The sequence below is a fragment of the Parascardovia denticolens DSM 10105 = JCM 12538 genome (genome assembly GCF_001042675.1).
Taxonomy (GTDB): domain Bacteria; phylum Actinomycetota; class Actinomycetes; order Actinomycetales; family Bifidobacteriaceae; genus Scardovia; species Scardovia denticolens.
Window position 1 is genome coordinate 863,178 of the sequence record NZ_AP012333.1, and the last position, 26,092, is coordinate 889,269.

Consider the following 26,092-nt stretch of genomic DNA (forward strand, 5'->3'; position numbering starts at 1 on the left):
AGGAACCGGGAAAGGGAAGGATCGAAGGACCGTCGGTCTCGCTCAGTCGCTGCTCCCTCCCAGAAGCTGCAGGAGGCTGACGAAGAAGTTGATGAAGTCCAGATAAAGGTCCAAAGCGCACAGGATGGAGACCTTCTTGATCATCTCAGGCTGGCCCTGATACTGGCCCAGGATGACACGGGTCTTCTGGGCGTCGTAGGCGGTGAAGCCGGCGAAGAGGACGATGGAGATCCCGCTGATCAGCATGGTGGCGCCGCCGGCGTTGAAGATCATCAAGAGGATTTCCACGACGACCAGGGTCAACAGGGCTGCGAAGAGGATGGGGCCCCAAGCCAGGAGGTTGCGCCTAGTGGTCAGGCCGATCATGGTCAGGACTAGGAAGAAGAGAGAGGAAAGGCCGAAGGCCAGACCGATCGTGGTCAGACCGTAGACGCCGAAGACCACGGAGAGGGTGAATCCCATGGAAGCGGCGTACAGGTAGAAGATGAGGCGGGCGACCGTCGTATTCATCTTGCTGATGTTGGTGCTGAGGACGACGACCAGGACCAGCTGGGCGATGACGATCCCCCAGTAGCCGATGGTGCCGGTGGCCTGGTAGAAGGAGATAAACCATCCGTTGATGGCGGACAGGACGGCGATGACTGCGGTGACCAGAATCCCCAGGAACATCTCGAAGTAAGCGCGGGTCACGGATGTGTGGCGGGCGCGCTCGTCCTGGGCGTAAGCGGCGGTGGTGTTCATGGGGGAGGAGAACTGAGCGAATTGTTGGCCTTGCTGACTGGCATAGGCTTGCTGACCCGCATACTGGATGTTGGCTGGATACTGCTGACCCTGCTGCTGCGGCTGGTATTGCTGGCCGTACTGCTGGCCGCCTTGATATTGCTGATTGGCGCCCTGGCCCTGGCTTTGGCCCATCTGGTCGCCATGACCGTCGGCGTCATACTGCCCGTACTGGGGCTGTCCGTTGAAGTTATCCGTCATAACCCTACTCCTTTATGATTGGACCCGGTATCCTGCGGCCTGTTTTCCGCGCCGCATTCGTGCCGGACCCGGCTCATCGATTCTTGGAATGTCATTCTAGACTGTGTCGCTGATAAAAGCCTGAGTGGGCCGGCGTTCTCGGACCGGAAGCTGAATTTTCCGCTCAGTCGTCGTCCCTGATGACCGTGTAGCTGTGGTCGGTCAGGTCGATGTCTTCATCGGCGTTCTGCGGGGTGTCCACGATCTCCCGATGAATGGACTGCATGGTGGACTCCACCTGGGCCAAGGTGGCCGCGCAATCCTGCAGGGTCCCGGCGTGCTTGGCTATCTGCTCAGGGTTCAAATGGCCTTTGTATCGCAGGTTATGCTCCAGGCTGGCCCAGTAATCCATGGCGATGGTCCTGAACTGCACCTCCACAGGGGTGATTTTGGACCCGGTCGTCAGGAAGACGGGGACGTTATAGATGACATGCAGGCTGCGATAGCCGGAGGGTTTGGGATGGGCGATGTAATCCTTGACGGCCAGGATTTCTATGTCCGATTGGCGCGAGAGCATGCTGGCCACGGAATAGACGTCGTCCACATAGTTGCAGATGACCCGGATCCCTGCCACATCGAAGATGTTCTCTTCTATGGATTCGACGGTCAGGGGCAGGTTCCTTTTGCGGAGTTTGCCGATGATGGACTGGACGCTTTTCACTCTCCGTTCCATGTGATGGATGGGATTGTGCTCATAGCGGACGTGGTATTCGTCATCCAGGATCTCCAGCTTGGTGCTGATTTCATGCAAAGCCCCTCGATAGACCTGCATGAGGTCGATGAAATCGCCCATGTGGTCCACGATTTCCTCGATATCGGCATTGGCCAGGTCCCCGGTCAGGTTCTTTCTGCCTTTGACCACCGCATCCAGCTGGCTGCGCAACTCCGCGTCGCTGATGCTGGCTTGTCTGTCTAAAATCATTCGATCCCCTTTAATCTTCTTTTCCATAGTAGCGAAAAATCAGCCGGACCATGCCGGTCGTGCCGGCCATGCTGATCATGCCGGCCAGGCACAGGACCGACGGATTCGGCCCGTATGGTTTTGGACGATCCTCCCGTATCGCGTATCAGCTAGTATCGCAACTATGAATGAAGACATGATGACGGTCGAAGAACGCGAGCCTTTGCCATCAGCTGAAAAGCCTGTGGCTGAGGAGGCGACCGGCGGGGCTGCCGAAGCCGCCGACTCGGCTGAAGGATCGACGGCCAAGGCGGGGCGGGGCAAAGGGCTCTATTACGTCCATACCTTGGGCTGCCAGATGAACGTGCATGATTCCGAGCGCATCGCCGGCGTCCTGGAATCGGACGGGTACGTGAAGGCCAACCAAGTCCAGATCGATTCCCATGATCTGGACCTGATCGTCATGAACACCTGCGCCGTGCGCGAAAACGCCTCCAACCGCATGTACGGGACCTTGGGCCAGTGGGCGGAACTCAAAAGGGAGAACCCCCGCCTGCAGATCGCCGTCGGGGGTTGCATGGCCCAGAAGGACCGCCAGCGTATCACCGAACGGGCCCCCTGGGTGGACGCCGTCTTCGGGACCAAGAACATCGGCTCTTTGACCGGTCTCTTGGACAAGGCCCGGGCCGAGCGGCGCTCGCAAGTGCAGGTGGCTACCGACCTGGACTATTTCCCCAGCCAGCTCCCCGTCTCCCGCGCCTCCCGGGTCTCGGCCTGGGTCGCCATCTCCATGGGCTGCAACAACACCTGCACCTTCTGCATCGTTCCATCCGTGCGCGGACGTGAGAGGGACCGCCGCCCGGGCGACGTCTTGGATGAGATCCAGCGGTGCGTGGACGCAGGATCCAAAGAGGTGACCTTGCTGGGGCAGAACGTCAATTCGTACGGTTACTCCATGGGGGACCGCTACGCCTTCTCCAAACTCCTGCGCGCCTGCGGGAAGATCGATGGCTTGGAACGGGTGCGTTTCACCTCCCCTCACCCGGCCGCCTTCACCGATGACGTCATCGAGGCCATGGCCGAGACCCCCAACGTCATGCATCAGCTGCACATGCCTTTGCAGTCCGGCTCCGACCGGATCCTGCGGGCCATGCGTCGGTCCTACCGCACGGCCAAGTTCATGGACATCCTCGGCAAAGTGCGTGCGGCCATGCCGGACGCCCAAATCAGCACGGATGTGATCGTGGGCTTCCCCGGAGAAACCGAAGAGGATTTCCAACGGACTCTGGACCTCATCTCCCAGGCTCGTTTCGCCTCCGCCTACACTTTCGAGTATTCCCCCCGGCCAGGGACCCCTGCCGCCTTGCTGCCCCAGATCCCGGCGGACGTCATGCGCGACCGTTACACCCGCCTGCACGACCTGCAGGAGGAGATCACGGAAGAGGGGCTGAAGGCCTTCCGCGGCAAGGAAGTGGAAGTCATGGTCACCGGTCAGGGCCGGAAGGACGGGAACACCCACCGGATCACCGGCCGGGAGAAGACGGGGACGCTGGTTCACATCGGTCCTCCGGAAGGCTACCCGGCCGCCCGGGTGGGCGATTTCGTCACCTGCACCGTCACCGATTCGGCCCGCCATTATCTGATTTCCGACCCGGATCCCGCCGCTGGGCAGACTTATTCGATCCGGTGACTACCGGCGACTGACTATCAAGGCTGTGACGGGCATGGATGAAAAACAGGAAAAGGTGATCTCTATCATTGGACCGACCGCTTCCGGCAAGACCGGCTTGGGCATAGCCCTGGCCCAGGCCTTGTTCAAGCATGGCCAGGCGGCGGAGATCATCAGCGCGGACGCTTACCAGATGTACAAGGGGATGGACATCGGCACCGCCAAGGCCACCGCGGAGGAACGGGCCTTGGTTCCCCATCACCTGATCGACATCCTGGAACCCGGTCAAGTGATGACCGTCGCCCTCTTCCAGGACTTGGCCCGCAAGGAGATTTCCGACCTTCAGGCCCGGTCCGTTCGCCCCATCCTGGTGGGTGGGTCCGGTTTTTACGCCCGCGCCGCCATTGACCGGATTTCCTTTCCTGGGACTGATTCGGATATCCGCAGGAGATGGGAGGAAGAAGGGAAGGTCCTCGGCCCGGAAGCGCTTTTCTCCATCCTTCGAGAGAAAGACCCACTGGCCGCTTCCCATATGGATGAGCACAACATCCGCCGCACCGTCCGCGCCTTGGAAGTCATCGAGCTGACCGGACGTCCCTACTCGGCCAGTCTGCCCCGATACGAATACGCCATCGGAAGCCTGCAAATCGGCCTGGACCTGTCCCGTCAGGAGCTGGACCGGAGGATCGATGAGCGTACTCAGGGGATGCGGAGGGCCGGCTTCACCAGCGAAGTGGAAAGGATCCGTCCCCACCTGGGGCCAACGGCCGCCCGGGCTTTGGGATATCAGCAGATCATCGACTTTCTGGATGGCCTCATCAGCGAAGACGAGGCATACGCCCTCATCGCCCGGAAGACCCGCCGCCTGGCCCGCAAACAGATGGGCTGGTTCGGCCGCGACCCACGCATCCATTGGCTGACGGCCACCCGTCCGGATTTGGTGGAGGCAGCCCTGGCTTTGGTGGACCACGCCGATGCGGGCGATTTCGATGACCAAGACGCCCAGGCGGATTCCTTCGTGCAGCATCATCTGGGTCAGACCGCCGCCTGAATCGCAAGCTTGTGATTTTTGTGGATTTTCCCGCTTTGGCACCTCGCGACCGGCCTTGCCTTTGTATCCTTGAAAAGTTATGGCAAGAGGAAATTCATCATCACGCAGACCCCGGGATCTGAACACGGACAAGGACCCGGATCCTTCGGCGCGCTCACGGTCCGCCTCCAAATCCGGCAAGGGCAGGGCGGGAGCGCCTGCGGGACAGGCCCGGGGCTCCCAGCGGTCCCAGGAACCCCTGTGGTACCGGATCCTTCTTTTCCTCCCCCGCGCCTTCGGGAAACTGATCAGGGGAGTCACCGGCGCCGGGACCGACGACGATGAAGCCACCCGTGACGGGCTCTGCTTCCTTTTGCTCATTTTCGCCATTCTCTTCATCGCCAGCGAGTGGTTCCGGGTGAATGGGATCCTGGCCCGGGCCTTGCATGATTTCGCCGCCGGCGCTTTCGGCCTGATGAGCGTCTTCCTGCCGATCCTGTTGATCGTCATCGCCATCCGTCTTTTGCGCAACGTCGGTCAGGAGTCCAGTTACGATAACTCCCGCGTGGTCGCCGGCTGGTTGCTGCTTCTCTGGTCGGTCTGCTCGATCCTGGACGCCGTCCGTTCCGCTCCTTTGCGGCGCTTCAGCTGGGAATCGGTCCGGCGAGCGGGGGGAGTCTTCGGGTTCGCCCTCGGATCCCCTCTGGCCTGGGGCTTATCGGTTCCTTTCGCCGTGGTCGTTTTCGTCGTCATCGCCCTTTTCTCCCTCTTGCTGATCACCCGCACCCATCTGACGGACCTGCCCGACATGATTTCCTCCCTTCCTTCCAGGAAGACCCGCTCCAAGGACGGGGAGTCCGAGGACCAGGCGACCGCTGATGACGGGTCCTTGCGATTCGCCGAAGGCGTCCCCCTTCATGATGGGGAGGAGGGAGAGGGCCCGGGCAATGCCTCTTTCCTCCACCACTTCCTGGGCTTCTTCAAAGGGAAGAAGAAGGATGACGGTCTGGATTCCTACGAAGGGGATCAAGCCTTCGACCAGGCCCATAAGCGGGAAGGGGATTCTTCCCCTGAATCCGGGGCCTTCGACGATGGGGGAACCCTGCCCCTGCCTTCCGCCTCCTTCCCACCCACCCTGTATCAGGATCAGGGGCAGGAAGCCGATGATGAGGAAGGGAAGACCGTGGCTTTCGCCCGTCCTTCCGCGGGGTCCACTGGAACAGCCGTCCACGATGGAAGCACCGGGTCTGCTGGGGCCATGGCCGCACCATCAGAGGCAGCGGGTCCTGGAAATCCGCCGAACTCCTCTGCCTCTGCAGGCGCGAACCCTGCCTCCGCCGTAGCGGCAGCGGCCGCGGCGAATTCAGCCGGCGACGAGTTCATCATCACCGACGATGGTCGGGGAGGAAACGGGAACAGCCACTATCAGCTCCCTGACCTCAACCTCCTCAAGCGAGGCAAACCTCACGCCACCAAGACCCCGGAAAACGAACGGGTCATGAACTCCCTCCAGGCCACCTTCCGCCAATTCGGGGTGGACGCCCGGGTGGTCGGCTTCCTGCGCGGCCCCTCCGTCACCCAGTACGAAGTCGAACTGGGGCCTGGGGTCAAGGTGGAGAAGGTCACCAACCTGCAAAGGAACATCGCCTACGCGGTCGCCTCCTCCGACGTCCGGATCCTCTCTCCGATCCCGGGCAAATCCGCCATCGGCATCGAAATCCCGAACGCGGACAGGGAAATCGTCCATCTGGGCGACGTCCTGCGGTCCGACGTGGCCCTCAATGACCCCAACCCCATGTTGGCCGGTCTGGGCAAGGATGTGGAAGGCCACGTCATCACCGCCGACCTGACCAAAATGCCCCACCTCTTGGTCGCAGGCGCCACCGGCTCAGGAAAGTCCAGCTTCATCAACTCCATGCTCATGTCCATCGTCATGAGGGCCACCCCGGAACAGGTCCGGATGATCATGGTCGACCCCAAGCGGGTGGAGTTGACCGCCTACGCCGGCATCCCCCACCTGCTGACCCCCATCATCACCGATCCCAAACGGGCCGCCCAGGCCTTGGAATGGGTGGTCAAAGAGATGGACGCCCGCTATGACGACCTGCAATTCTTCGGTTTCAAGCACGTGAAAGACTTCAACAAAGCCGTCCGCGAAGGCAAGGTCCATGCGCCGGCCGGGTCCAACCGGAAGGTGGCCCCTTACCCCTATCTCCTTGTCGTGGTCGATGAGATGGCAGATATGATGATGGTGGCCAAGAACGACGTGGAAAGCTCCATCCAGCGCATCACCCAGTTGGCCCGAGCGGCTGGCATCCACCTGATCCTGGCCACGCAGAGGCCGTCCGTGGATGTGGTCACCGGCCTGATCAAGGCCAACATTCCTTCCCGGCTGGCTTTCGCCACTTCATCGGCTACGGATTCCCGAGTCATCCTCGACGCCACTGGGGCGGAGACCCTGATCGGGCAAGGCGACGCCCTTTTCCTGCCGATGGGACAGGCCAAACCGATCCGCGTCCAGGGATCCTGGGTGGGGGAGTCGGAGATCCACCAGGCGGTGGAATTCGTCAAGCAGCAGGAGAAGCCCCGCTATCGTCAGGACATCGAAGAGATGGCCCAGGAGCAGGACGCCAAGAAGACCATCGACGAGGAGATCGGCGACGATATGGACGAACTCCTCCAGGCCGCCGAGCTGGTGGTGGGGGCCCAGTTCGGTTCCACCTCCATGCTGCAGAGGAAGCTCCGCATCGGTTTCGCCAAGGCCGGCCGGCTCATGGATCTGCTGGAATCCCGTGGAGTGGTCGGACCGTCCGAAGGGTCCAAGGCCCGCGAGGTCCTGGTCCAGCCCGATCAGCTGCCGGAAGTCCTCGCTTTCATCCGCGGGGACGCCTCCAGCATCGAGACCACGTCCGGCTCGCCAGAGCAAGGTCAGGCCGCCCCCTCGACTGGCTCATCGGCTCAGACCGGCACCCCGATTCCAGCGGGAGCCTCAGCTCCTGCGGACCACCCCTTCCAGCCGGACAGGCCGGGGGAGACCTCCTCTTTTGGGGAGCAGGATTCCCCTCTGGACGATGGCCAGGCTCAAGAGGATCCGGCGGACTCCTACCTGCCTCCTGAGGAAACGGAAGCCTATTATCCCTCGACCGCCACTCTGGCCCATACGCGACCGAACGACTTCAACACCCCGCCTCACGTGGAGAACGACCGGGTGCAATCGGACAACGATTACGGCCGTTATTACTCCCGGAGCTGAATCGAAAACCGGCGGCGCAAACGGCGCCGACGGGGCTTCCTTTGCCCGAACGTAGGGATATCATAGAGGCCAGCGAAAATTTTCACTGACGATAGAACGCGAAAGGAAAACGATAACGGAATCTCGTGAAACTCAGACCCGATCTTCAGACGCAGCAGGAGGGAAAAGCCTCTTTGAAGGGTGGAACAACGTCCCGAATCTGGTGACTTTCACCCGTATCGCCCTCGTGATCGTCTTCATCGTGCTTACCGCTTTGGCCGGGCCTTTCGGGCAGAAATCCTACGCTTTGCGGTGGGTCGGCGCCCTTCTTTTCATCTTCGCCGCCAGCACGGATAAGATTGATGGGTATCTGGCCCGCAAATACGATCAGGTGACCGAGCTGGGCAAGCTCATGGACCCGATCGCCGACAAGCTCCTCATCTGCTCGGCCCTGGTTCTCCTGTCCGTTTTCGGTGAGCTGTGGTGGTGGGTGACCATCCTTTTCCTGATCCGCGAACTGGGCATCACCGTCATGCGTTTCTTCATCATCGATCAAGGCGGCAGCGTCATCGCGGCCAACATGGCGGGCAAGCTCAAGACGGTCTTCGAATGCGTCGGCCTGAGCCTGCTCCTGGCTCCGGTGTGGTCTTGGGCCGCGACAGGTTTGAAGGCAGGCTGGGTCAAGGCCTACCTGATCATCGCCCTGATCGTCACCCTGGTGGCCCTGGCCCTCTGCCTCTATTCCGGCTTCATGTACGTGTACGGGGTGGTGTCGGCTGGGAAGAAAAAACAGGCCTGAACCGCTTGACCCTGGAGAGTCCTGAAACTCGAAGCAGGGAAGTTTGGGGGCTGGAGACCTGGGGACATGGAAACCTGGAAATCTGGAAACCCAAGAAAATCCGCAAGGAAGGGATAAGACGAACATGACTGTCCAAGAAAGAGATGACAAGGCGGCCCAGATCCTGGAGATCTGCCGCGAAAAGAAGCTCCACATCGCCTGCGCCGAATCTTTGACCGCAGGCTTGCTGGCGGACGCTTTCGTGCGCATTCCCGGAGCCTCGGACGTCTTTTTGGGATCGGCCGTCACTTACACCGACGAAGAGAAGATGAACGTCCTGGGCGTGGACCCCTCCCTCTTGGAGACTTACGGGGCGGTGCATCCCCAAGTAGCCCGGCAAATGGCCCAAGGAGTAGGGAAGCTATACTCCCGAGCCGATGAGGGCTATCAGGATTCCGTCATCGGCCTAGCTACCACCGGGGTCGCCGGCCCCGGACCTGATGACATGGGGAAGCCGGCCGGACTCGTCTATATCGCCTGTGCCTTGCCTTACGGGGCCCAACAGCGCACGCAGGTTACCGATGACGAAGCTGCCGATCTTCAAGAGGAGATCGATTACGAGAATTCCCTGCGGTCCCGTGCTTATGTGGCCGCCTATTACATCAAAGAGTTGCATTGCCAAGGGGATCGGCAGGAGGTCAGGGAGAGGACGGTGGATGCCGTTCTTGACCTGCTTCTGACCAAACTCAAGGCCCAAGAACAGACCGTCGGATATCGGCAACAGCCGTGAACCGGGGCGGATTCCCGCTCGGCTTCAGTCCATTGGTCTTTTTCCCCTCCTTCGTGACCTGGCTCACAAAGCTTCCTTGGCCAGGAATAAACCTGCCATCTTCGTGTTATCTCTGCCAGAAGCGTGAAAACAAGAAGACACTGCGGAAACAACATATGACCACAAGGAGGCATCCATGACTGAAACCACTTTGAATCGCACGACCTCCACCTCCATGGACCGGTCTGGAATGATGAATATGCATCGCGGCGACGCCATCAACAAGAACCTCACCCCTGCCCAGCAGAGGGCGGTGCGTCTGGCGCAAGAACAGATCATTCGGGCCCGTCAGGCTCGGGCCGCGAAGAACGAAAGGGAAAACAACCTCCACCGTATGTGGGCCAACTCAGAAAGTGATGACGATATGTTTGCGACCACACCTTCCCCTCAGAAGAACCACCAGGACGACAGCGAGATTTCCCTGCGGAAGGTCCAAGGCGGGGTCCTACGCTCCCTGAGGACGAAGGACCACAAGACCTTACGCGAAATCAGCGAACGGGCAGGCGTGTCATTGGGCTATCTGTCGGAAGTGGAACGCGGTCAGAAAGAGGCCAGCTCCGAACTGCTGACCTCCATCACCGAGGCGCTCGGCGTGCGTTTGTCCGACATGCTGATCATGGTGGCCAAGCAGTTGCGCGTGGCTGAGAAGAAGGCCAAGGGCGTGGCTTTGGCTTCTTCCCCTGTGTCCAATCCCATGGCTTTGTGATTTTCTTCCCGATGGCGGAGGCCGGCGACGGTCTCCGCTTTTTTGTCTCTTTCCTGGTGTGAACTGGATACTATGTCAATGCGAGAACGTGAATTTTGGGAATTGCTGGAAGAGGTGTTCGGCCGGGTCTATGGCCGCAGCCTGGCCAAAGACCAGCGTCTGGACCGGCTTGATTCCATGACCGTCAACGAGGCCTTGGCCGCCGGGGTGGAGCCCCGTGTTGTCTGGAACGTTTTCTGCGACCAGATGGATATCCCCGATTCTCGACGGTGGGGGAAGGACCATGCCGCCCCGCCTTTGCCGGCCGCCTGAAGGGCTTGCCAGAATGGGGATTCCCGCGTGTCTAATCGAACAGATGTTCGAACCGCATTGTATGATAAAAAAGGAAAAATGGAAAGCCGTTGGTGGGGTGTGTTATCCACATTCGACCACATTGCTGCGGAAAGATGATTCTTTCCTTTTCCTCTGGCATGATGGAGGCAGAGGAAACTCTGGCAAACAGCAATAGTTAAAGGAGCTGAGATGACACGCACAAAAGATACGGCCAGCGCCCAAGACGCTCGTCGCCAGGCGGCCTTGGACACCGCTTTGGCCCAGGTGGAGAAGACCTTCGGCAAGGGGTCGGCCATGCGTTTGGGGGATAAGCCCGTTCAGCACGTCGAAGTGATTCCCACGGGTTCCTTGGCCTTGGACTTGGCCTTGGGCATCGGAGGCCTGCCCCGGGGCAGAATCGTGGAGATTTATGGCCCTGAATCTTCCGGTAAGACGACCATCGCTTTGCACGCCGTGGCCAACGCCCAGAAGGCTGGCGGGGTGGCCGCCTTCATCGATGCCGAGCATGCCTTGGATCCCGAATACGCCCGGAAGTTGGGCGTGGACACCGATTCCTTGATCATCTCCCAGCCTGACAACGGGGAGCAGGCCTTGGAGATCGCCGATATGCTCATCCGGTCGGGGGCTTTGGACATCATCGTCATCGATTCCGTGGCCGCCTTGGTTCCCAAGGCGGAAATCGATGGGGAGATGGGGGACAGCCATGTGGGTCTGCAGGCCAGGCTCATGAGCCAGGCTTTGCGCAAGATGACCGGCGCCTTGTCCCAATCCAACACCACAGCCATCTTCATCAACCAGCTGCGCGAGAAAATCGGGGTCATGTTCGGGAACCCGGAAACGACGACCGGTGGCAAGGCCTTGAAGTTCTATGCTTCCGTTCGTTTGGACATCCGCCGCATCCAGACTCTGAAGAACGGGGACGAAGCCGTCGGCAACCGCACCAGGGTCAAGGTCGTGAAGAACAAGATGGCCCCGCCTTTCAAATCGGCGGAATTCGACATCCTCTACGGGGAGGGCGTTTCCCGTGAAGGGTCCATTCTGGATATGGGGTTGGCCTTGGGCTTGGTGAAGAAGTCCGGATCCTGGTTCACTTATGATGGGGACCAGCTGGGCCAGGGCAGGGAAAAGGCCCGTCAATTCCTCAAAGACAATCCTCAGCTCGCGGACGAAATCGAGACGAAGGTCAAAGTCGCTTATGGGGTGATTCCCGATCCCAACCCCGATGCCGCTTCCCAAGAAGGCGAAAGCCCTTCTGCGGCGGATGATGGAGCCAAGGGAGAGGACGATTCTGTCCCCATCGTGAAGGAATGACCTTTTCCTCTCATGATATCCGCTGAAGACTTCCTGGCCCGTCACCCTGCTTCGGATTCGGGTCCCGATGAGGTCGATGATCAGAGCGTCGGCGGCTGTCTTGGCCATGACGGCGATTCCGTCGCTGATCGTGCTTCCGATGTCGACCCCGTTTCCGAAGCCGAAGGTGGGGACCTCTATCGCAGTGATGAGGAGAACCATTGCCAAGAGGCGGCCTTACGCCTCTTGGATGCGGCCCCCCGGTCCTCCGGAGCCCTGACCCAGCGGTTGCGGGACAAGGGTTATGACCCTGACCTGATAGACCGCGTCGTCTCCCGGCTCGTCGCTTCCCGGCTCATTGATGATGAGGCCTACGCCCATGCCCTTGTTTCCTACTGTCTGTCACGGAACATGGGGGCTTATGGGACCCGGCAGGAGTTGAGGAAGAAAGCCGTGGACGACCGCCTAGCCGCCGCTTGCGTCTCCCAAGCCGAGGCGGAGGGGCGTTTCGACCAAGCGGCTTACGAACTCGCCCGGAAAGTCGCCCGGAAAACGAAGGGGCTTGATTATCAGGTCCGTCTGCGTCGTTACTGGTCGGCTGGAGCCAGGAAGGGCCATGGACCCACCGCCATCAAACGGTATGCGGGCCTCCTCAGGGAAGAGGAGTGAACCAGGGATAGGGGTTGGAGTATGGGTGTTGGGGCATAGGAGGTTGGAGCGATGAAGAAAGGACCAAACCAAGGAAGCGAAAATCAAGGTTCGAATCAAGGATGAGGGGTGAGACCTCTTATACCCCGGGTTCTGTCCTCCGAAGAGGGATGGCCATCCATCTCGACTCAACGTCGCCGCTAAGCTCCAGCGGCCTACCCGAAGACTCGGGCGAGCAACCCTCGAACGTCTTCTGCTTGGCCTTGCTCCCGATAAGGCTTGCCATGCGGTTGACGTTACCGCCAACCCGGTGGTCTCTTACACCACCCTTTCACCCTTACTCGCCCGCTTTTTGAAAAGGCGGGGGGAAGCGGTTTGCTTTCTGTTGCGCTATCTCTCAGGTCGCCCTGGGCGGACGTTATCCGCTATCGTGCTCTGTGGAGCCCGGAAGTTCCTCAGTCCATGGGACCGCGGCCATCAAGAGGTCTCGGGAACAAGGATAGCAAGAGCGGGGGAATCGGCTCGCCCTGGCGACACGATGAGTCGATATGCATGTGGGCGAAAGAAAGTGAGTTAAGATAGGGGTATATCGACGTAGAAGTCGATGCCGATAGCGGCTTAGCCGCTCCAATTGTAGGAGGTTCACATGGAAATTGCAGTAACCGGACGGCGCGTCAGCATCTCGCAGAAGTACCGCGACGTGATTGAGAGCAAGATGAATCGTGTGACCGCAATCGCTCCTGACGCGGAACGTGTGACCGTCGTCGTCTCCCATGAAGGAAATCCCCGCCAGGCAGACACCGCCAAGCGGGTGGAAATCACCGTCTACGCAGGTCGAACCGTGGTTCGGGCCGAAGCATCCAGCTCCGATGAGTACAGCGCCCTGGACCTGGCCCTCGATAAGCTCACCCTCCGCCTGCGTCGCTCCCGCGACCGCCGCAAGGACCATCGCCGTGGCTACAACAACCAGGTTCCCGTGGACCTGGGCGTGGCCCAGGAAGAGCCCGCCGTTCAGGAGGAGGCCGAGGCCGAGCCTGAATCCAACAGCACGGATGCGGCTGTGGCCGGCGACTTGGGGCCGGGCGAATCCGTCGAAGTGCGCGTAGGGGACACCCCCATCACCATCCGCCGCAAGCTCCATATCGCAGAACCGATGACCATCGACGACGCCATCAACCAGATGGAACTGATCGGCCATGATTTCTTCCTCTTCACCAACATCGACACCGGCCGTCCTTCCGTGGTCTACCATCGTCACGGATGGAGCTACGGCGTCTTCGAGATCGACACCGCTGAGAACGTGGAGAAGGCGAAAGCCAAAGCTAAGAAGTAAGTCATGAAGTACGCGACCAAGTGAAGATCGCGTAGCGCGCAAACCTTTCCGCGCATGATCGGCAAGGCGTCGGAGCCCATGCTTCCGACGCCTTTCTTGCGTCCTGCCCGCCTTGGCTAAAGCCGGGGTCAAATATCAATGCGATTGGGTACTATAATAAAAGTTTGTCTGTAGTGAGCCTCAGTCCGGACAATCAGGCTCACTGTCTACGCAAGGAGCATGCAGTGTCATTACTGGATCGAGCACTACGAATGGGTGAAGGCTCTCAGCTGCGCAAGTTGAAGAACGTCGCTGAAGCCACCAATAATCTGGAAGACGAGATTTCCGCCCTGACCGATGATGAGCTCAAAGGCCAGACGGCCAAGTTCAAAAAGAAGCTCGATAATGGCGCCTCTTTAGACGACCTCATGCCCGAAGCCTTCGCCACCGTGCGCGAAGTCTCCAAACGGACCTTGGGGCAGCGTCACTTCGATGTGCAGCTCATGGGCGGCGCGGCCCTGCATTGGGGGAATATCGCCGAGATGAAGACCGGTGAAGGCAAGACCCTGGTGGCCACCCTTCCCGCTTATTTGAACGCCTTGGAAGGGAAAGGCGTCCATGTGGTCACGGTCAACGATTACCTGGCCAGTTACCAGTCCGAGCTCATGGGCCGTATCTTCCGTTTCCTGAAGATGGACACCGGTTGCATCATCACCGATCAGCAACCTGCCGAAAGGCGCAAACAGTACAACGCGGACATCACGTACGGGACCAACAATGAGTTCGGTTTCGACTATCTGCGCGACAACATGGCCTGGGACAAGGGTGAATTGGTCCAGCGAGGCCATCATTTCGCCATCGTCGATGAAGTCGACTCCATCCTCATCGACGAAGCCCGTACCCCTCTGATCATCTCCGGCCCGGCTGAAGGGGACGTGAGCCGCTGGTACCGTCAGTTCGCCCGTCTGGCTCCTAAGCTGGAACGCGACGTGGACTATGAGGTGGACGAAAAGAAGAAGACCATCGGCATCCTGGATCCCGGCATCACCAAGGTGGAGGACTACCTGGGCATCGATAACCTCTACGAGCCCAGCAACACCGCCTTGATCGGCTACCTGAACAACGCCATCAAGGCCAAGGAGCTTTTCCTGCGGGATAAGGATTACGTGGTCCAAGGCGGGGAAGTCCTCATCGTGGATGAACACACCGGCCGCATGCTGCATGGCCGCCGTTACAACGAAGGCCTCCACCAGGCCATCGAAGCCAAGGAAGGGGTGGAAGTCCAGGCCGAAAACCAGACCTTCGCCACCATCACCCTGCAGAATTACTTCCGCATGTATGACAAGTTGGCTGGCATGACCGGTACCGCAGAGACCGAAGCGGCCGAGTTCATGAACACCTACAAGCTGGGCGTCATTCCCATCCCCACCAACCGGCCCATGATCCGCAAGGACCAGGATGACCTGGTTTTCCGCACCCGCAAGGAGAAGCTGGTAGCCGTCGTCAAGGACGTGGCCGACCGCTACGCCAAGGGCCAGCCCGTTCTGCTGGGCACCGCCTCCGTGGAAGCGTCCGAAGTGGTCTCCTCCCTGCTCGACGTGGCCCAGATCCCTCACAAGGTCCTGAACGCCAAGCACCACGAGGCCGAAGCGGCCGTGGTCGCCGTCGCAGGCCGCAAAGGGGCCGTGACCGTGGCCACCAACATGGCCGGTCGTGGTACCGATATCATGCTGGGCGGCAACGTGGAATTCCTGGCCGACCAGAAGCTCAAATCCCAAGGGTATTCGGCCGAGGACACTCCCGAAGACTACGAGCGCCTGTGGCCGTCAACCTTGGATGACATCAAGCAGCAGGTGAAGGATGAACATGAGGAGGTCGTCAAGCTGGGCGGCCTGTACGTGCTCGGCACCGAACGCCACGAGTCCCGCCGCATCGATAACCAGTTGCGAGGCCGTTCCGGCCGTCAGGGCGACCCCGGTGAATCCCGTTTCTACTTGTCTTTGGAAGACAACCTGATGCGCCTGTTCAACACCCAGCTGGTGGCCGCCATCATGCGCAACAACATGCCGGAAGGTGAGCCCCTGGAGCAGAAGAGCGTCTCCAAGGGGGTACGAAACGCCCAGAAGTCCGTGGAAGCCCGCAATTACGAAATGCGTAAGAACGTGCTTAAGTATGATGACGTCATGAACAAGCAGCGTACGGTCATCTACAAGGAAAGGATGGAGGTCCTCAAAGGGGCCGATATCCAGTCCGATGTCCAGAACTTCATCAAGTCCGTCATCGACTCGTACGTGCGCGGGGCTTCGCGCGGGTCCGACAAGGTCGCCCTCTGGGACTTCGATGGCCTGTGGAAGGCCTTGGAAAGCGTCATGCCTCTTGACTTCGACAAGGACGCCGTCCTTGACTCCCTGGACGGGCTGAAAGGCGAGAAGGCCCGGATCAAGCTCGTGGACGCGATCTATGAGCAGGTCAAGGAGGAATACGACAAGCGCGAAGACGAGATCGGCGCCGACAGTATGCGGGAGATCGAACGACGCGTGGTCTTGGCGACCATGGACCGCAAGTGGCGCGAGCACCTGTATGAGATGGATTATCTCAAGGACGGCATCGGCCTGCGTGGCATGGGTCAGCGCGATCCTCTGGTTGAGTACCAGCGCGAAGGCTTCCAGATGTATAACTCCATGGTGGACTCCATCAAGGAAGAGGTCATCCAGCTCTTGTTCAACCTGGACTTGCAAGCCGTGGCCCGGGCTGAGGAAGAGGCAGAACAAGAGGAAAGCGACCAGCTTGAGTATTCATCTCCGACCGATCCTGATTCCGTGGAATCAGATGGGGACGAGGTCTCTGATCTGGATGAGACCGAAGACAGGCTGGAATCCCACAGCTACGAGGGGTCCGTCACCGGTTTGGAGCCTATGACCCACGAGGATAAGAAGGTCCCCCTGTCCAAGCGGCCCAAGAGCGACGAGCTCAAGACCCCGTGGGCTGATGGACGCACTTTCCCCGGCACGTCGAAGAACGCCCCTTGCCCCTGCGGCTCCGGACGCAAATACAAGATGTGCCACGGCCAGAACGAAGAGAAATAAGGGCAAGACTTCGGTCGGGAAAGCCTCGCAGTCGGTAAGACACACGGGCTTTCCCGGCCGTTTTTTATTGGGGGCTCGATAGTATAAACTGAACCCTGTGAAGGGGGGCGTCAGGCCGCATCGCCGGCGCTTCACAAGTGAACCAAGTCCCGTCTAAATAGTGACTGTCTAGGCGGGCGCATTGCCTCGTACGACAAAGGAGTGTCAAGACATGCATACTATGGCCGTTGATATTGGCGGAACGAAGATCGCCATTGGGATCTGCGATGAAACGGATTCGATCGTGCGTTCGTGGACGGTTCCCACTCCCAAGGAATCCCAAGCCATTGATAAACATATCGCTTCCACCTATCTGGAGGCGAAGAAGATCTATTCGGACATCGCCGCCATCGGAATCTCCGCCGCTGGCAATGTGAAGGAGGATCGGCGCACCATCGTCTTCTCCGCCAACATCCCCGCTTGGATCCAGTATGATTTGGCCGCCCACATCGAAGAGCGAATCAACCACGAGGTGCCGGTCATCGTGGAGAACGATGCCAATTGCGCCGGTTGGGGCGAATTCGTGCATGGGGCCGGCCAGGGCCACACCAACATGGTGGCTTTGACGGTCGGCACCGGCTTGGGCGGAGCCATCGTCTTGAACGGCGAGCTTTACCGGGGCTCTTTCGGCATGGCCGCCGAGCTGGGGCATATGCCCATGGTCCCCGATGGGGACTTCTGCGGTTGCGGCCTGCGCGGTTGCGCCGAACGTTATACCTCCGGCAACGCCTTGGAGCGTTTCGCCCGGGCCGCCGTCCGCCGTCGTCCTCAGGACGCCGCCCGTCTGCTGGAACTGTGCAACGGCGATGTGGATGAGCTCAAGGGCAAGATGGTCTCCCAGGCCGCGGAAGAGGGCGATGTGCTCGGTCTGTACGCCTTCAACAAGATTGGTGAATGGCTGGGGCGCACCATGGCCGCCATCTCGGCCGTTTTGGACCCTGACATCTACGTGATCGGAGGCGGGGTGATCTCCGCCGGAGACGTGCTTCTGGACCCGGCCCGGGCCGCCTATGTGCGTTTCCTGCAGGCCAGTGCTTACCGCCGGAAGGCCGAAATCGTCCCCGCGACAGCCGGCCAGGATGCGGGCTTAATCGGCGCCGCCAACTTGGCTTTGCGCTGACCTGTCGCGGCTTGGCAGCTTGCTGAGTGACTTATTGCTTAGTGTCGATTTCCCTGACCGACCGAGGCGCTGCCCCCGGATTGGTCGGGGAAATTCTTTTTCGGATCTGATCTGCTTTGCCTTAAGCCCGCTTTCAGACTCGGGCCGCATCCTCATAGACCGGTCCATCGGACGGTGAGGCGTGATGCCGGGCGGAACGGAGGGAACCGATCAGGAGCCCCAGTGCGAGGAGAAGGGCCAGGGCGCAGAAGAAGGACAGGGAGCCGGATTGTGCGTGATCGTTCAAAGCCAGGATGAAAAGGACCACGCCCAAGACGAGAAAGACAAGGGCCAGAATCAGGCTGATGGAGAGGGAAGCCAAGTTCGTCGGCGGGTCAAAGTGATCATTGGCCTCGTCCGCATCCAGCCAGGGAGTGGAGAAAGTCCTCGGACCGGCCGGATTTCCGGCGACAAAAGCGGAATTCTTGAAATCACGGGAGGAGAAAGCCCCTTGGGAATCCAGTCTCTCTTTGGATTTGCGGACTTTCTTTTCGAATTTCCTAGCGTCTTTGGAGCGGGAGATGGAAGCGAATTCGTCCTCATGCTCGTCCAGGAAGGCTTGCCAATCGGCGTCCGGATCGGAGCCGGCGGGAGGGGAAGTGGTCTCATGATTGTTATCGGCCATACCTATACTGTAGTAGTTGACGCCGATAGATTACCAGGAGCAAAGGAGCGTCCATGTTGTATTGGTTCTTCGTCAGGACTCTCGGACCCTGGGCCCGGCATCGCTTCGACCCCACGGTCCAAGGGGCTGAGAACATCCCCAAAAGCGGGGGTGGGATCATCGCGGCCAATCATCTGTCCGTCATCGACGACGCCATCATTCCCATCACTTCGCCCCGTATGGTCCATTACATGGGCAAGAGCGAATACTTCACAGGCAAAGGGATCAAAGGCGCTTTCAAAAAATGGTGGTTCACCTCCGTGGGGGTTTTCCCCGTGGACCGTTCCGGGGGAGCGGCGGCGGCCGGGGCCATGAGCACGGCGAAGAATATCATCGAGGAAGGGCATCTTTTCGGCATCCATCCCGAAGGCACGCGTAGCCCTGACGGTCGCCTGTATAAAGCCCATACCGGGGCCGCCCGTCTGGCTTTGGAGACCGGATGCCCGGTCATCCCCACGGGCCTGTTCGGGACGGATAAGCTCATGCCCATCGGCCAGGTGATTCCCTCGAAGGGACGATGCAAAGTGGTGTATGGCCGGCCCCTGTATCCGCCTCAGGTGCAACTGGGCAGGGAAGCGACCCATGAAGAGATCCGCGCCTTCGCCGATCAGATCACCAAGGCCATTCGGGAGATTACTGGGCAGGAATACGTTGATGAATACGCTCAAGTGGTCAAGAAAAGGTTGGAAGCCTCGGAAGCGTTGAAGGCGGGAGAGAAGAAGGAGAATCAGCAGGACCAGTAGAAGGTGTATGAAGGGAAGCCGCTGCAAGGAGGCGCGGAAGCCGCTGATGGATGCGAAGCCGCAGGGCGCAAAGGCGGAAGAGCCGGAACGACTTCAGAAGCCAAAAGAGAAGAGGCCGGTGGTCAGTTCAATTGTCCCCTTATCGGAGTCCAGCTGGTCGACGGGGACTTTCATCCCGCTTTCCAAAGACTGGTCGATCACCGTGTCCCCCAAGCCGAAACCTGTCTTGCGGGTGACGGTGAAGCCTAGGTCCTCCAGCTTCTTTTTGGCCTCACCGTAAGACATGCCGGTCACATCGGGCACGGTCACTGTCAGCGGCCCCAAGGAAACGGTGACTGTCACCTTGTCGTTCCAATGCAGCTGGGCCCCGGCCTGGGCGGATGCGGAGATGACATGGTCCTTGGCGATATCCGACGAATAAACCCGTTTGACCGTCACCTGCAGCCGGGCCTGGGCCAGCATCGGTTGAGCCTGACTCCATTCGAGCCCGATGATGCTGGGCATGGCCACGTCCTTCTGACCGAGGGAGAGGACCACGGTCACCGGGGCGTTGTGTTTGATACGGCTCCCCGGCTTGGGGTCGATGGAAGTCACGGCCCCGCGGGGGACGGTCAGGGAATATTCATCTTGGGAAGGATGATGGATGATTCTAGTGAAGCCGAGCTTTTTCAAGGTCTCCAAGGGTTTTTTGCCGTGGGCGCTGGTCGCTGTGGCGATGTCGGAGGGGATGGTCAGCATCCGAACCCCCTTGGACACCGTGATTTTCAGGGAATCATGTCTTTTGTTGATGTGGGATCCCAAAGTTTCGTGGTTGGCGGAGACGATTTTGCCGGCCGGAATCGTGTCGTCGAAGGCGTAGATCACGTGGTAGGGAATGCCTTCCTGATCCAAAGTGGTCTTGTAAGAGCGGAAATCTATTCCTCGGATGGAGCAGGTCTGGTTCGAAGAGGCGGGGTCCGTCACGCAGGAGGCCCCGGGGCTGTAAGGCAGGACGTAATAGCTGCCGGGACCGACCAGGAACCAGGTCAGGCCTGCTATCGCCATGAAGAGGGCTAGGATGCCGGCCAGAATCAGCAGCCGGGCTTGATGCTTCTTTTTCGGCTTCTCCTGAGGCAGGGCCTTGGTCCGGTTTTCTTCCTTAGCCCTTTGCTCAGCCGGACTCACCGGAGGCAGGGGGGCTGGGAGGGTCTTTTCCCCTGAGGAGGAGTCGGCCAAGAAGGAGGGGAGGTCGGATGGCTTGGTTTTCTGCGGAACTTGCCTGATGGTCGGTTTGCCCGTTCTGCCTGGGGTCGCCGGGATGGGGGCATATGACGAATCAGGGGACGAAAGGGATGATGGTGAAGACGAGGGGGAAGAAGAGGAAGCGGTGGCAGGCCGAGGGGAGAGACGGATGGCCCCCTGCTCCGGACTGACTTGGTGGCTGACGACCCGGATCTGCCTGAGGGCCTCGAAGCCGTTCTCCGGACGTCGCCGTGGGTCCCTCTCCACCAGGGAGGCGATGAATTCGCTGACGGGGTGGGGAATCCGCGGATCTACGCTTTCCAAGGTGGGGACGTCGTCGTGCACATGCTTGAAGACGACGGTCACCGGGTTGGCTGAGCTGAAAGGGGTGTGGCCGGTCAGCATCTCCCAGCCGACGATCCCCAAGGAGTAGAGGTCCGACTGGGGGCTGGAGATGTTGTCTTCGATCATCTCCGGGGCCAGGTAGGAAGCGGTTCCCAGAAGCATCCCCGTGGCGGACAGGGTTTCCTGGGAGGTGGCCTTGGCCAGGCCGAAATCGGTGATCTTGATCTGCCCATGGCGGGTGATCATGATGTTCTCTGGCTTGATGTCCCGGTGAATGACGCGGGCTTCATGAGCGGCCGCCAAGCCTTCCAGGATCTGGGTGAGGATGACCAGGGTTTCGTGGACGGAGAAGGTCTTATGGGAATCCAACTCCTGACGCAAGGTCACCCCTTGGATCAGCTCCATGATCAGATAGGAGCGTCCGTCATAGGTGCCGGTGTCATAGACGGGCACGATGTGGGGGTTGGAGACGGCCGCGGCCGACCGGGCCTCCCGGTGGAAACGTTCTATGTATTCCTGGGCGTGAGGTCCCTGAGCCAGCTGGGCGTGCATGATCTTCAAAGCGACTTGCCGGCCCAGACGCTGGTCGCGGGCTTGATAGACCGAAGCCATGCCACCTTCGGCGATTTTGCCGACGATCAGATAACGGCCGTCCACAAGTTGGCCGACCGGCCTCTGCTGTCCTTGTGTCGTCGTCATAATCCCAATCCCCTGCTGGAAACCTGTATACCCGCTCGCAGCCTCAGGCCGCTCCCGTCCTTCCTCGGCTTGAAGAAGTCATATCAGTCAAGTATAGAAGAAGCGGCCTATCGGGCAGACGGAAGCTAAGCGAAATCCATAGGGAAATCAGACGGAAGTCAAACGAAAAGGGGAAGGAGGCCGAGCAAGGCTTGCTTCCCCTTTTCATCCAGGGTCAAGCCCGACTCCTGCATATGGTCCAAGGCCTTCTCCAAACCGGACCTGGCTTGGCGATAGAGGGAGTCGATTCTCTTCTGGTTCCGCTCCAGAGCCCCCGTCTTCCGGAAAATCTCCACGGCCGTCCGCACGTTGGACTGGTTCCGCTTCCGGGCCGAATAAAGGGTCAGGAGGGTCTCCTTTTCCTCCTCGTTCGCGCACGAAAGGGCATCGGCCAGAAGAACGGTCCTCTTGCCTTCGATGATGTCCCCGCCCACGGGTTTGCCGGTATGGAGCCCGGTCACGTCGATCAGGTCGTCCTTGAGCTGGAAGGCGACTCCTAGGGGAAGGCCGACAGCTTGGCTGACTTCATGGGAGGTCTCCTGATCCAAGCCGCAAGCCAGGAAGGCGATCCGAAGAGGGGCGATGGTCGTGTAGCTGGCCGTCTTCCAGACGTAGGTGGCCAAGGCTCCGCCTTCGATCGAGGCGGGGTCGTGCAGATCGACCGTCTCCATGGAAAGATCAAGGACTTGGCCGATTTCCACCTGCCTGTGCATGGTCAGAAAGGCGGTCATGATGACTGATTTCAAGCTTTCCGGAACGCTCAGCCGCGATGACGCCTCCTGGATCAGGTCGACGCTTTCCGTGGCCAGCAGGTCTCCCAGCATGAGGCCGAGCCCTAGGCCATCCTGCCGGGCTGTGGAAGATCGCTTCAGCAGGTGGGAGGCGAAGGCCTTATGGGCCGAGGGGGCTCCGCGGCGCAGGTCGGAGTCATCGATGATGTCATCATGGACCAAGGCCCCGGTCTGGAATATCTCGATGGCGCAGGCCAGATCGATGGCCGCGTCCCAATCTTCCTCAGGCAGGCGCAAGGCCTGGCAGGTCCGGCAGAGAAGAAGAGCCCGCAGGCGTTTTCCTCCTCGCGAGGAGGACAGGGCTTGGTCGGTCAGGAGGGCCAGATAATCCTCATGGGCCACAGGAACGGCAAAATCACCCTCGAACAGGGCTTCGCGCAGGTTCTGAGAGACGAGATAGCTCAGACGGTCGTCAATGGTTTTTCTGCTGATTTCCATATTCATCCCCAACCATGGCGGAACTTGTGCACATTATTGTGTTTGTCCCTGGTTTTCAGTCTACCGACAGACCTGCCAATTGTGGAAAAACGAAGGCTCATGGCGGCACTTGTTCACATTCGACCACATTGCCTTTTCCCGATTGAAATTCCGCAGGAGGACGGTCACACTGGTCTGTACCGATGGCCACCATCTCGTCGCCGGCCCATTGCGGGTGACGGAAGAAAAGGAAAGGAGTCATGATGGAACGGCGGAATTGGCAGAACGAGACCGAAGCGGATATGCGGCTGAAGGAGAAGGACCGGGTGAAGGAGCGGGTCTCCTACCCCCAGCCCCAGCCGGCGAGGCGGGAGGAGGATGAGAGGCAGATGCGGGCCATTCGGCAGGCCATCCGTTCAGACCGGAGAGAACTGGGCCTAGTGGAGAGCGATTGCCGATGGTTCGCCGAACCCATAGCCCATATGCATGATTTCCTAGAAAGCTCGGTGGAAGAGATCGATCCCCTCACCCTTCGCGATTGCCTGATCCTCATCGTCGCCATCACCGATATCAGGGCGGTGAGGGACTCCATCATCTGCATGTGCATCAAGTCCTTGGACATCCGGCAGGGACAGGTGATCGCCTGCAAACCGCAGACCAAGGAAAGCACGCAATTGGTATGCGCCTGCCTCAACCCCGCCTTCAACGACATCCGCGCTCCGCGCAGGACCAAACAGGGCCAGCGTCTCTTCGTCCTCCTGCGCGCTTGGGAGAATTGCGTGGGAGAGGCCTACCGGGCTCAGCTGAACGCGACTTTGGCCTATATCGCTTGGTGGCTGGGCTATCCCCATCTGAGCGTGTCATACGCCAAGATCAGCCTGGGCCTGAATGAGGATTGCGCTTTGGCATCCATCGTCAAACAGGCGGTGGAATGGCAGGCCATGCCGGCATGGTATCGGGAAAGGGAAAGGAGGCAGCGGGAATCGATCTGCCGGACGTCTTCGGAATAATTGTCCCATGGCTATGGTTCATTACAGATAGTTGCACTTGCCTGAACTATGCCCATTTGGGGCTCCCACCGAGGAGGAAACGTGGCCACCAAGAAAACCGTCACGACCGATGCGAATCCTACTGTCACTGTATCGGAAATCGATGCGTCTGTAAAGGGTTCCGAGGTGAAAATTTCCAGGACCAAGACGAAAAAGGCCACGGGGACGAAGAAAGCGACCGCCAGCAAGAAAACCACGGTGAAAAAGCCGAGTTCCAAAGCCGCCTCGGCCAAAGCCACATCAGCGAAGGCCAAGTCAGACAAGACCGAATCGGGGAAGGTCGAACCTGTAGCCGAAAAAGACGTTGCTTCCACTCAGAAGCCAGCGAAGGCCAAGAAGTCAGTTGCGTCCGACAAGGCTGAGAAATCAGCTGAATCCAACAAGGGCAAATCTGCGAAGACCGTGAAGTCGGACAAGACTGAGAAGGCTGAGGATTCCGCGAAGACCGTGAAATCCACCAAGACTTCGGCGACCAAGGCCCCAAAGACGAAGGCGGCTTCGAGATCCTCTTCCACCTCGAAGGCGAAGAAGGCCAGTTCCACCGAGGCAAAAGAGGCTCAGTCCAAGGCGGCCGAGCCTACAGCAGCCAAGACAGGCAAGTCCCGGAAGACCGACGAGACGGAAAAAGAGGAGGGGAAGGCTTCCGCCAAGAAAACCACCTCCAAGAAGGCTTCCGCTAAGAAGGTCGCCGCCAAGACCAGCGAAAAAACCGGCAAGAAGTCCTCCGCGAAGTCCGCCGAAAAGACCGAGGACGAGGACCTGCCGGCCGAGGAAGCCTCGGCTGAGGAGGGCAAAGTCGAGGAAGACAAGGTCGACGAGTCCACTTCCGCCTCGGATGAGGATGACCAGTCCTTGAACGATGACGATGACATGGATGGCGATCTGGGGCCAGGCAGCCACGCCGTGAATGCCCTGGACCACATCGACGACTCTGTGGAGCTGGACGAGAACGGGGACCCGATCCAAGAGGATGACGAAAACATCGTCACCGACTCGGAGGAAAAGGACCTGGAGGACGAAGGAGACGAGGAAGAGGAAGCCCCCGTCGAGAAAAAGCCTTTGGAAGAGGGCGCCTTCGTGGTCAGCGAAAAGGACGATGACGACGAGGAGGAAAGCGTCACTCCGGCTGGCAACCCCAAGCGTCGCATCCTGACGACGGGAGCCACCTCCGACCCGGTCAAGGACTACCTGAAGCAAATCGGCAGGGTCAACCTGCTGAACGCCCAGCAGGAAGTCGACCTGTCCGAACGCATCGAAGCCGGTTTGTACGCCCAGCATCTCCTGGACACCACCCCGGCCGACCAAATGACTTTCCAGCGCAAACGCGAACTCAAGTGGGCGGCGAACGATGGGCGCAAGGCCAAAGACCACCTGCTGGAAGCCAACCTGCGTCTGGTCGTCTCCCTGGCCAAGCGTTACACCGGCCGTGGCATGCTCTTCCTCGACCTGATCCAGGAGGGGAACCTTGGTTTGATCCGCGCCGTGGAAAAGTTCGACTGGAAGAAAGGCTTCAAGTTCTCCACCTACGCCACCTGGTGGATCCGTCAGGCCATCACGCGCGCCATGGCCGATCAAGCCCGGACCATCCGCGTGCCCGTCCACATGGTGGAAGTCATCAACAAGCTTTCCCGGGTCCAGCGGCAGATGCTGCAGGATCTGGGTCGCGAACCTACGCCCGATGAACTGGCCCGCGAGCTGGACATGCCGGTGGAAAAGGTCCAGGAAGTGCAGAAGTATGGCCGCGAGCCCATCTCCCTGCACACGCCTTTGGGTGAAGACGGCGACTCGGAATTCGGCGACCTGATCGAGGACACCGACGCCATCGCCCCGTCCGAAGCGGTCGCCTTCTCCCTCCTTCAGGAACAGTTCAAGCAAGTCCTGGAGACCCTCAGCCCTCGGGAGGCCGGAGTCATCAAAATGCGTTACGGTCTGGAAGACGGTCAGCCCAAGACTTTGGATGACATCGGGCATGTCTATGGCGTGACCCGCGAGCGCATCCGGCAGATCGAGTCCAAGACCATGTCCAAGCTCCGTCATCCTTCCCGGTCTCAGACCCTGCAGGACTTCCTCGACCAGGAGTGACGGGGGAAAG

General features: G+C 59.8%; 20 protein-coding genes and 1 other RNA gene. 15 read left to right on the top strand and 6 right to left on the bottom strand.

Annotation, left to right across the window (positions count from 1 at the left end; translation table 11 throughout):
- Positions 1-42: 42 nt before the first annotated feature.
- Together PSDT_RS03650 and PSDT_RS03655 are read right to left on the bottom strand one after the other, a co-directional pair.
- A complete protein-coding gene (locus PSDT_RS03650; RefSeq protein ID WP_006290456.1) occupies positions 43-981 on the bottom strand; it encodes a Bax inhibitor-1/YccA family protein in 939 nt (312 codons plus the stop codon).
- A gap of 163 nt (positions 982-1,144) precedes the next feature.
- Positions 1,145-1,942 (bottom strand): GTP pyrophosphokinase, encoded by a 798-nt coding sequence (locus PSDT_RS03655; RefSeq protein ID WP_006289306.1) that lies wholly within the window; start codon positions 1,940-1,942, stop codon positions 1,145-1,147.
- Positions 1,943-2,105: 163 nt separating this feature from the next.
- Here PSDT_RS03655 and miaB point away from each other — a divergent pair, with 163 nt between their 5' ends.
- The 9 genes from miaB to PSDT_RS03700 all read left to right on the top strand — a co-directional run bounded on the left by miaB (position 2,106) and on the right by PSDT_RS03700 (position 12,457).
- Positions 2,106-3,611: a tRNA (N6-isopentenyl adenosine(37)-C2)-methylthiotransferase MiaB gene (gene miaB, locus PSDT_RS03660; RefSeq protein ID WP_006290453.1), complete on the top strand. Its 1,506-nt coding sequence runs from the start codon at positions 2,106-2,108 to the stop codon at positions 3,609-3,611.
- Between the two features lie 34 nt (positions 3,612-3,645).
- Positions 3,646-4,641 (top strand): tRNA (adenosine(37)-N6)-dimethylallyltransferase MiaA, encoded by a 996-nt coding sequence (miaA, locus tag PSDT_RS03665; protein WP_006290452.1) that lies wholly within the window; start codon positions 3,646-3,648, stop codon positions 4,639-4,641.
- A 79-nt stretch (positions 4,642-4,720) separates the two neighbouring features.
- The gene (locus PSDT_RS03670; RefSeq protein ID WP_006290451.1) at positions 4,721-7,873 is read left to right on the top strand and encodes an FtsK/SpoIIIE family DNA translocase; all 3,153 of its coding nucleotides are present in this window, start codon (positions 4,721-4,723) and stop codon (positions 7,871-7,873) included.
- 112 nt (positions 7,874-7,985) lie between these two features.
- Complete coding sequence (gene pgsA / locus PSDT_RS03675) at positions 7,986-8,651, top strand: CDP-diacylglycerol--glycerol-3-phosphate 3-phosphatidyltransferase (protein ID WP_171821010.1); 666 nt, start codon at positions 7,986-7,988, stop codon at positions 8,649-8,651.
- Between the two features lie 124 nt (positions 8,652-8,775).
- Positions 8,776-9,420: a CinA family protein gene (locus PSDT_RS03680; RefSeq protein ID WP_006289301.1), complete on the top strand. Its 645-nt coding sequence runs from the start codon at positions 8,776-8,778 to the stop codon at positions 9,418-9,420.
- Between the two features lie 175 nt (positions 9,421-9,595).
- Positions 9,596-10,165 (top strand): helix-turn-helix domain-containing protein, encoded by a 570-nt coding sequence (locus PSDT_RS03685; RefSeq protein ID WP_006290449.1) that lies wholly within the window; start codon positions 9,596-9,598, stop codon positions 10,163-10,165.
- A gap of 78 nt (positions 10,166-10,243) precedes the next feature.
- Positions 10,244-10,477 (top strand): DUF3046 domain-containing protein, encoded by a 234-nt coding sequence (locus tag PSDT_RS03690; RefSeq protein WP_006290448.1) that lies wholly within the window; start codon positions 10,244-10,246, stop codon positions 10,475-10,477.
- A 210-nt stretch (positions 10,478-10,687) separates the two neighbouring features.
- Complete coding sequence (gene recA, locus PSDT_RS03695) at positions 10,688-11,809, top strand: recombinase RecA (protein ID WP_006289298.1); 1,122 nt, start codon at positions 10,688-10,690, stop codon at positions 11,807-11,809.
- A 12-nt stretch (positions 11,810-11,821) separates the two neighbouring features.
- Positions 11,822-12,457 (top strand): regulatory protein RecX, encoded by a 636-nt coding sequence (locus tag PSDT_RS03700; RefSeq protein ID WP_006289297.1) that lies wholly within the window; start codon positions 11,822-11,824, stop codon positions 12,455-12,457.
- Between the two features lie 105 nt (positions 12,458-12,562).
- Here PSDT_RS03700 and rnpB read toward each other — a convergent pair.
- An RNA gene (gene rnpB / locus PSDT_RS07865) (RNase P RNA component class A) lies at positions 12,563-12,926 on the bottom strand.
- Between the two features lie 156 nt (positions 12,927-13,082).
- Between rnpB and hpf the strand changes: the two genes are divergently transcribed.
- From hpf to PSDT_RS03715, 3 genes are all read left to right on the top strand, one after another.
- Entirely contained in the window at positions 13,083-13,769 is a 687-nt protein-coding gene (hpf, locus tag PSDT_RS03705; RefSeq protein ID WP_006289296.1) for a ribosome hibernation-promoting factor, HPF/YfiA family, read from the top strand.
- Positions 13,770-14,020: 251 nt separating this feature from the next.
- Positions 14,021-16,834 (top strand): preprotein translocase subunit SecA, encoded by a 2,814-nt coding sequence (gene secA / locus PSDT_RS03710; protein WP_036737420.1) that lies wholly within the window; start codon positions 14,021-14,023, stop codon positions 16,832-16,834.
- Between the two features lie 211 nt (positions 16,835-17,045).
- Entirely contained in the window at positions 17,046-17,993 is a 948-nt protein-coding gene (locus PSDT_RS03715; RefSeq protein WP_006289294.1) for an ROK family glucokinase, read from the top strand.
- A gap of 133 nt (positions 17,994-18,126) precedes the next feature.
- Here PSDT_RS03715 and PSDT_RS03720 read toward each other — a convergent pair whose 3' ends face one another.
- Positions 18,127-18,657 carry a hypothetical protein gene (locus PSDT_RS03720; protein ID WP_006289293.1) on the bottom strand — a complete coding sequence of 177 codons (531 nt, stop codon included), beginning with the start codon at positions 18,655-18,657 and terminating at the stop codon, positions 18,127-18,129.
- Between the two features lie 53 nt (positions 18,658-18,710).
- Here PSDT_RS03720 and PSDT_RS03725 point away from each other — a divergent pair, with 53 nt between their 5' ends.
- Positions 18,711-19,439, top strand: a complete 729-nt coding sequence (locus PSDT_RS03725) for a lysophospholipid acyltransferase family protein (protein WP_006289292.1) — start codon at positions 18,711-18,713, stop codon at positions 19,437-19,439.
- A 93-nt stretch (positions 19,440-19,532) separates the two neighbouring features.
- On the opposite strand, the gene PSDT_RS03730 is transcribed toward PSDT_RS03725, so the two are convergent.
- Both PSDT_RS03730 and PSDT_RS03735 read right to left on the bottom strand, forming a co-directional pair.
- Complete coding sequence (locus PSDT_RS03730) at positions 19,533-21,704, bottom strand: protein kinase domain-containing protein (protein WP_006289291.1); 2,172 nt, start codon at positions 21,702-21,704, stop codon at positions 19,533-19,535.
- Positions 21,705-21,862: 158 nt separating this feature from the next.
- On the bottom strand, positions 21,863-22,972 hold the full coding sequence (locus PSDT_RS03735; protein WP_223293562.1) for a polyprenyl synthetase family protein: 1,110 nt from the start codon (positions 22,970-22,972) through the stop codon (positions 21,863-21,865).
- 239 nt (positions 22,973-23,211) lie between these two features.
- Here PSDT_RS03735 and PSDT_RS03740 point away from each other — a divergent pair, with 239 nt between their 5' ends.
- Both PSDT_RS03740 and PSDT_RS03745 read left to right on the top strand, forming a co-directional pair.
- Positions 23,212-23,961 carry a hypothetical protein gene (locus PSDT_RS03740; RefSeq protein ID WP_006289289.1) on the top strand — a complete coding sequence of 250 codons (750 nt, stop codon included), beginning with the start codon at positions 23,212-23,214 and terminating at the stop codon, positions 23,959-23,961.
- 165 nt (positions 23,962-24,126) lie between these two features.
- A complete protein-coding gene (locus tag PSDT_RS03745) occupies positions 24,127-26,082 on the top strand; it encodes an RNA polymerase sigma factor (RefSeq protein WP_036737418.1) in 1,956 nt (651 codons plus the stop codon).
- Positions 26,083-26,092: the final 10 nt, after the last annotated feature.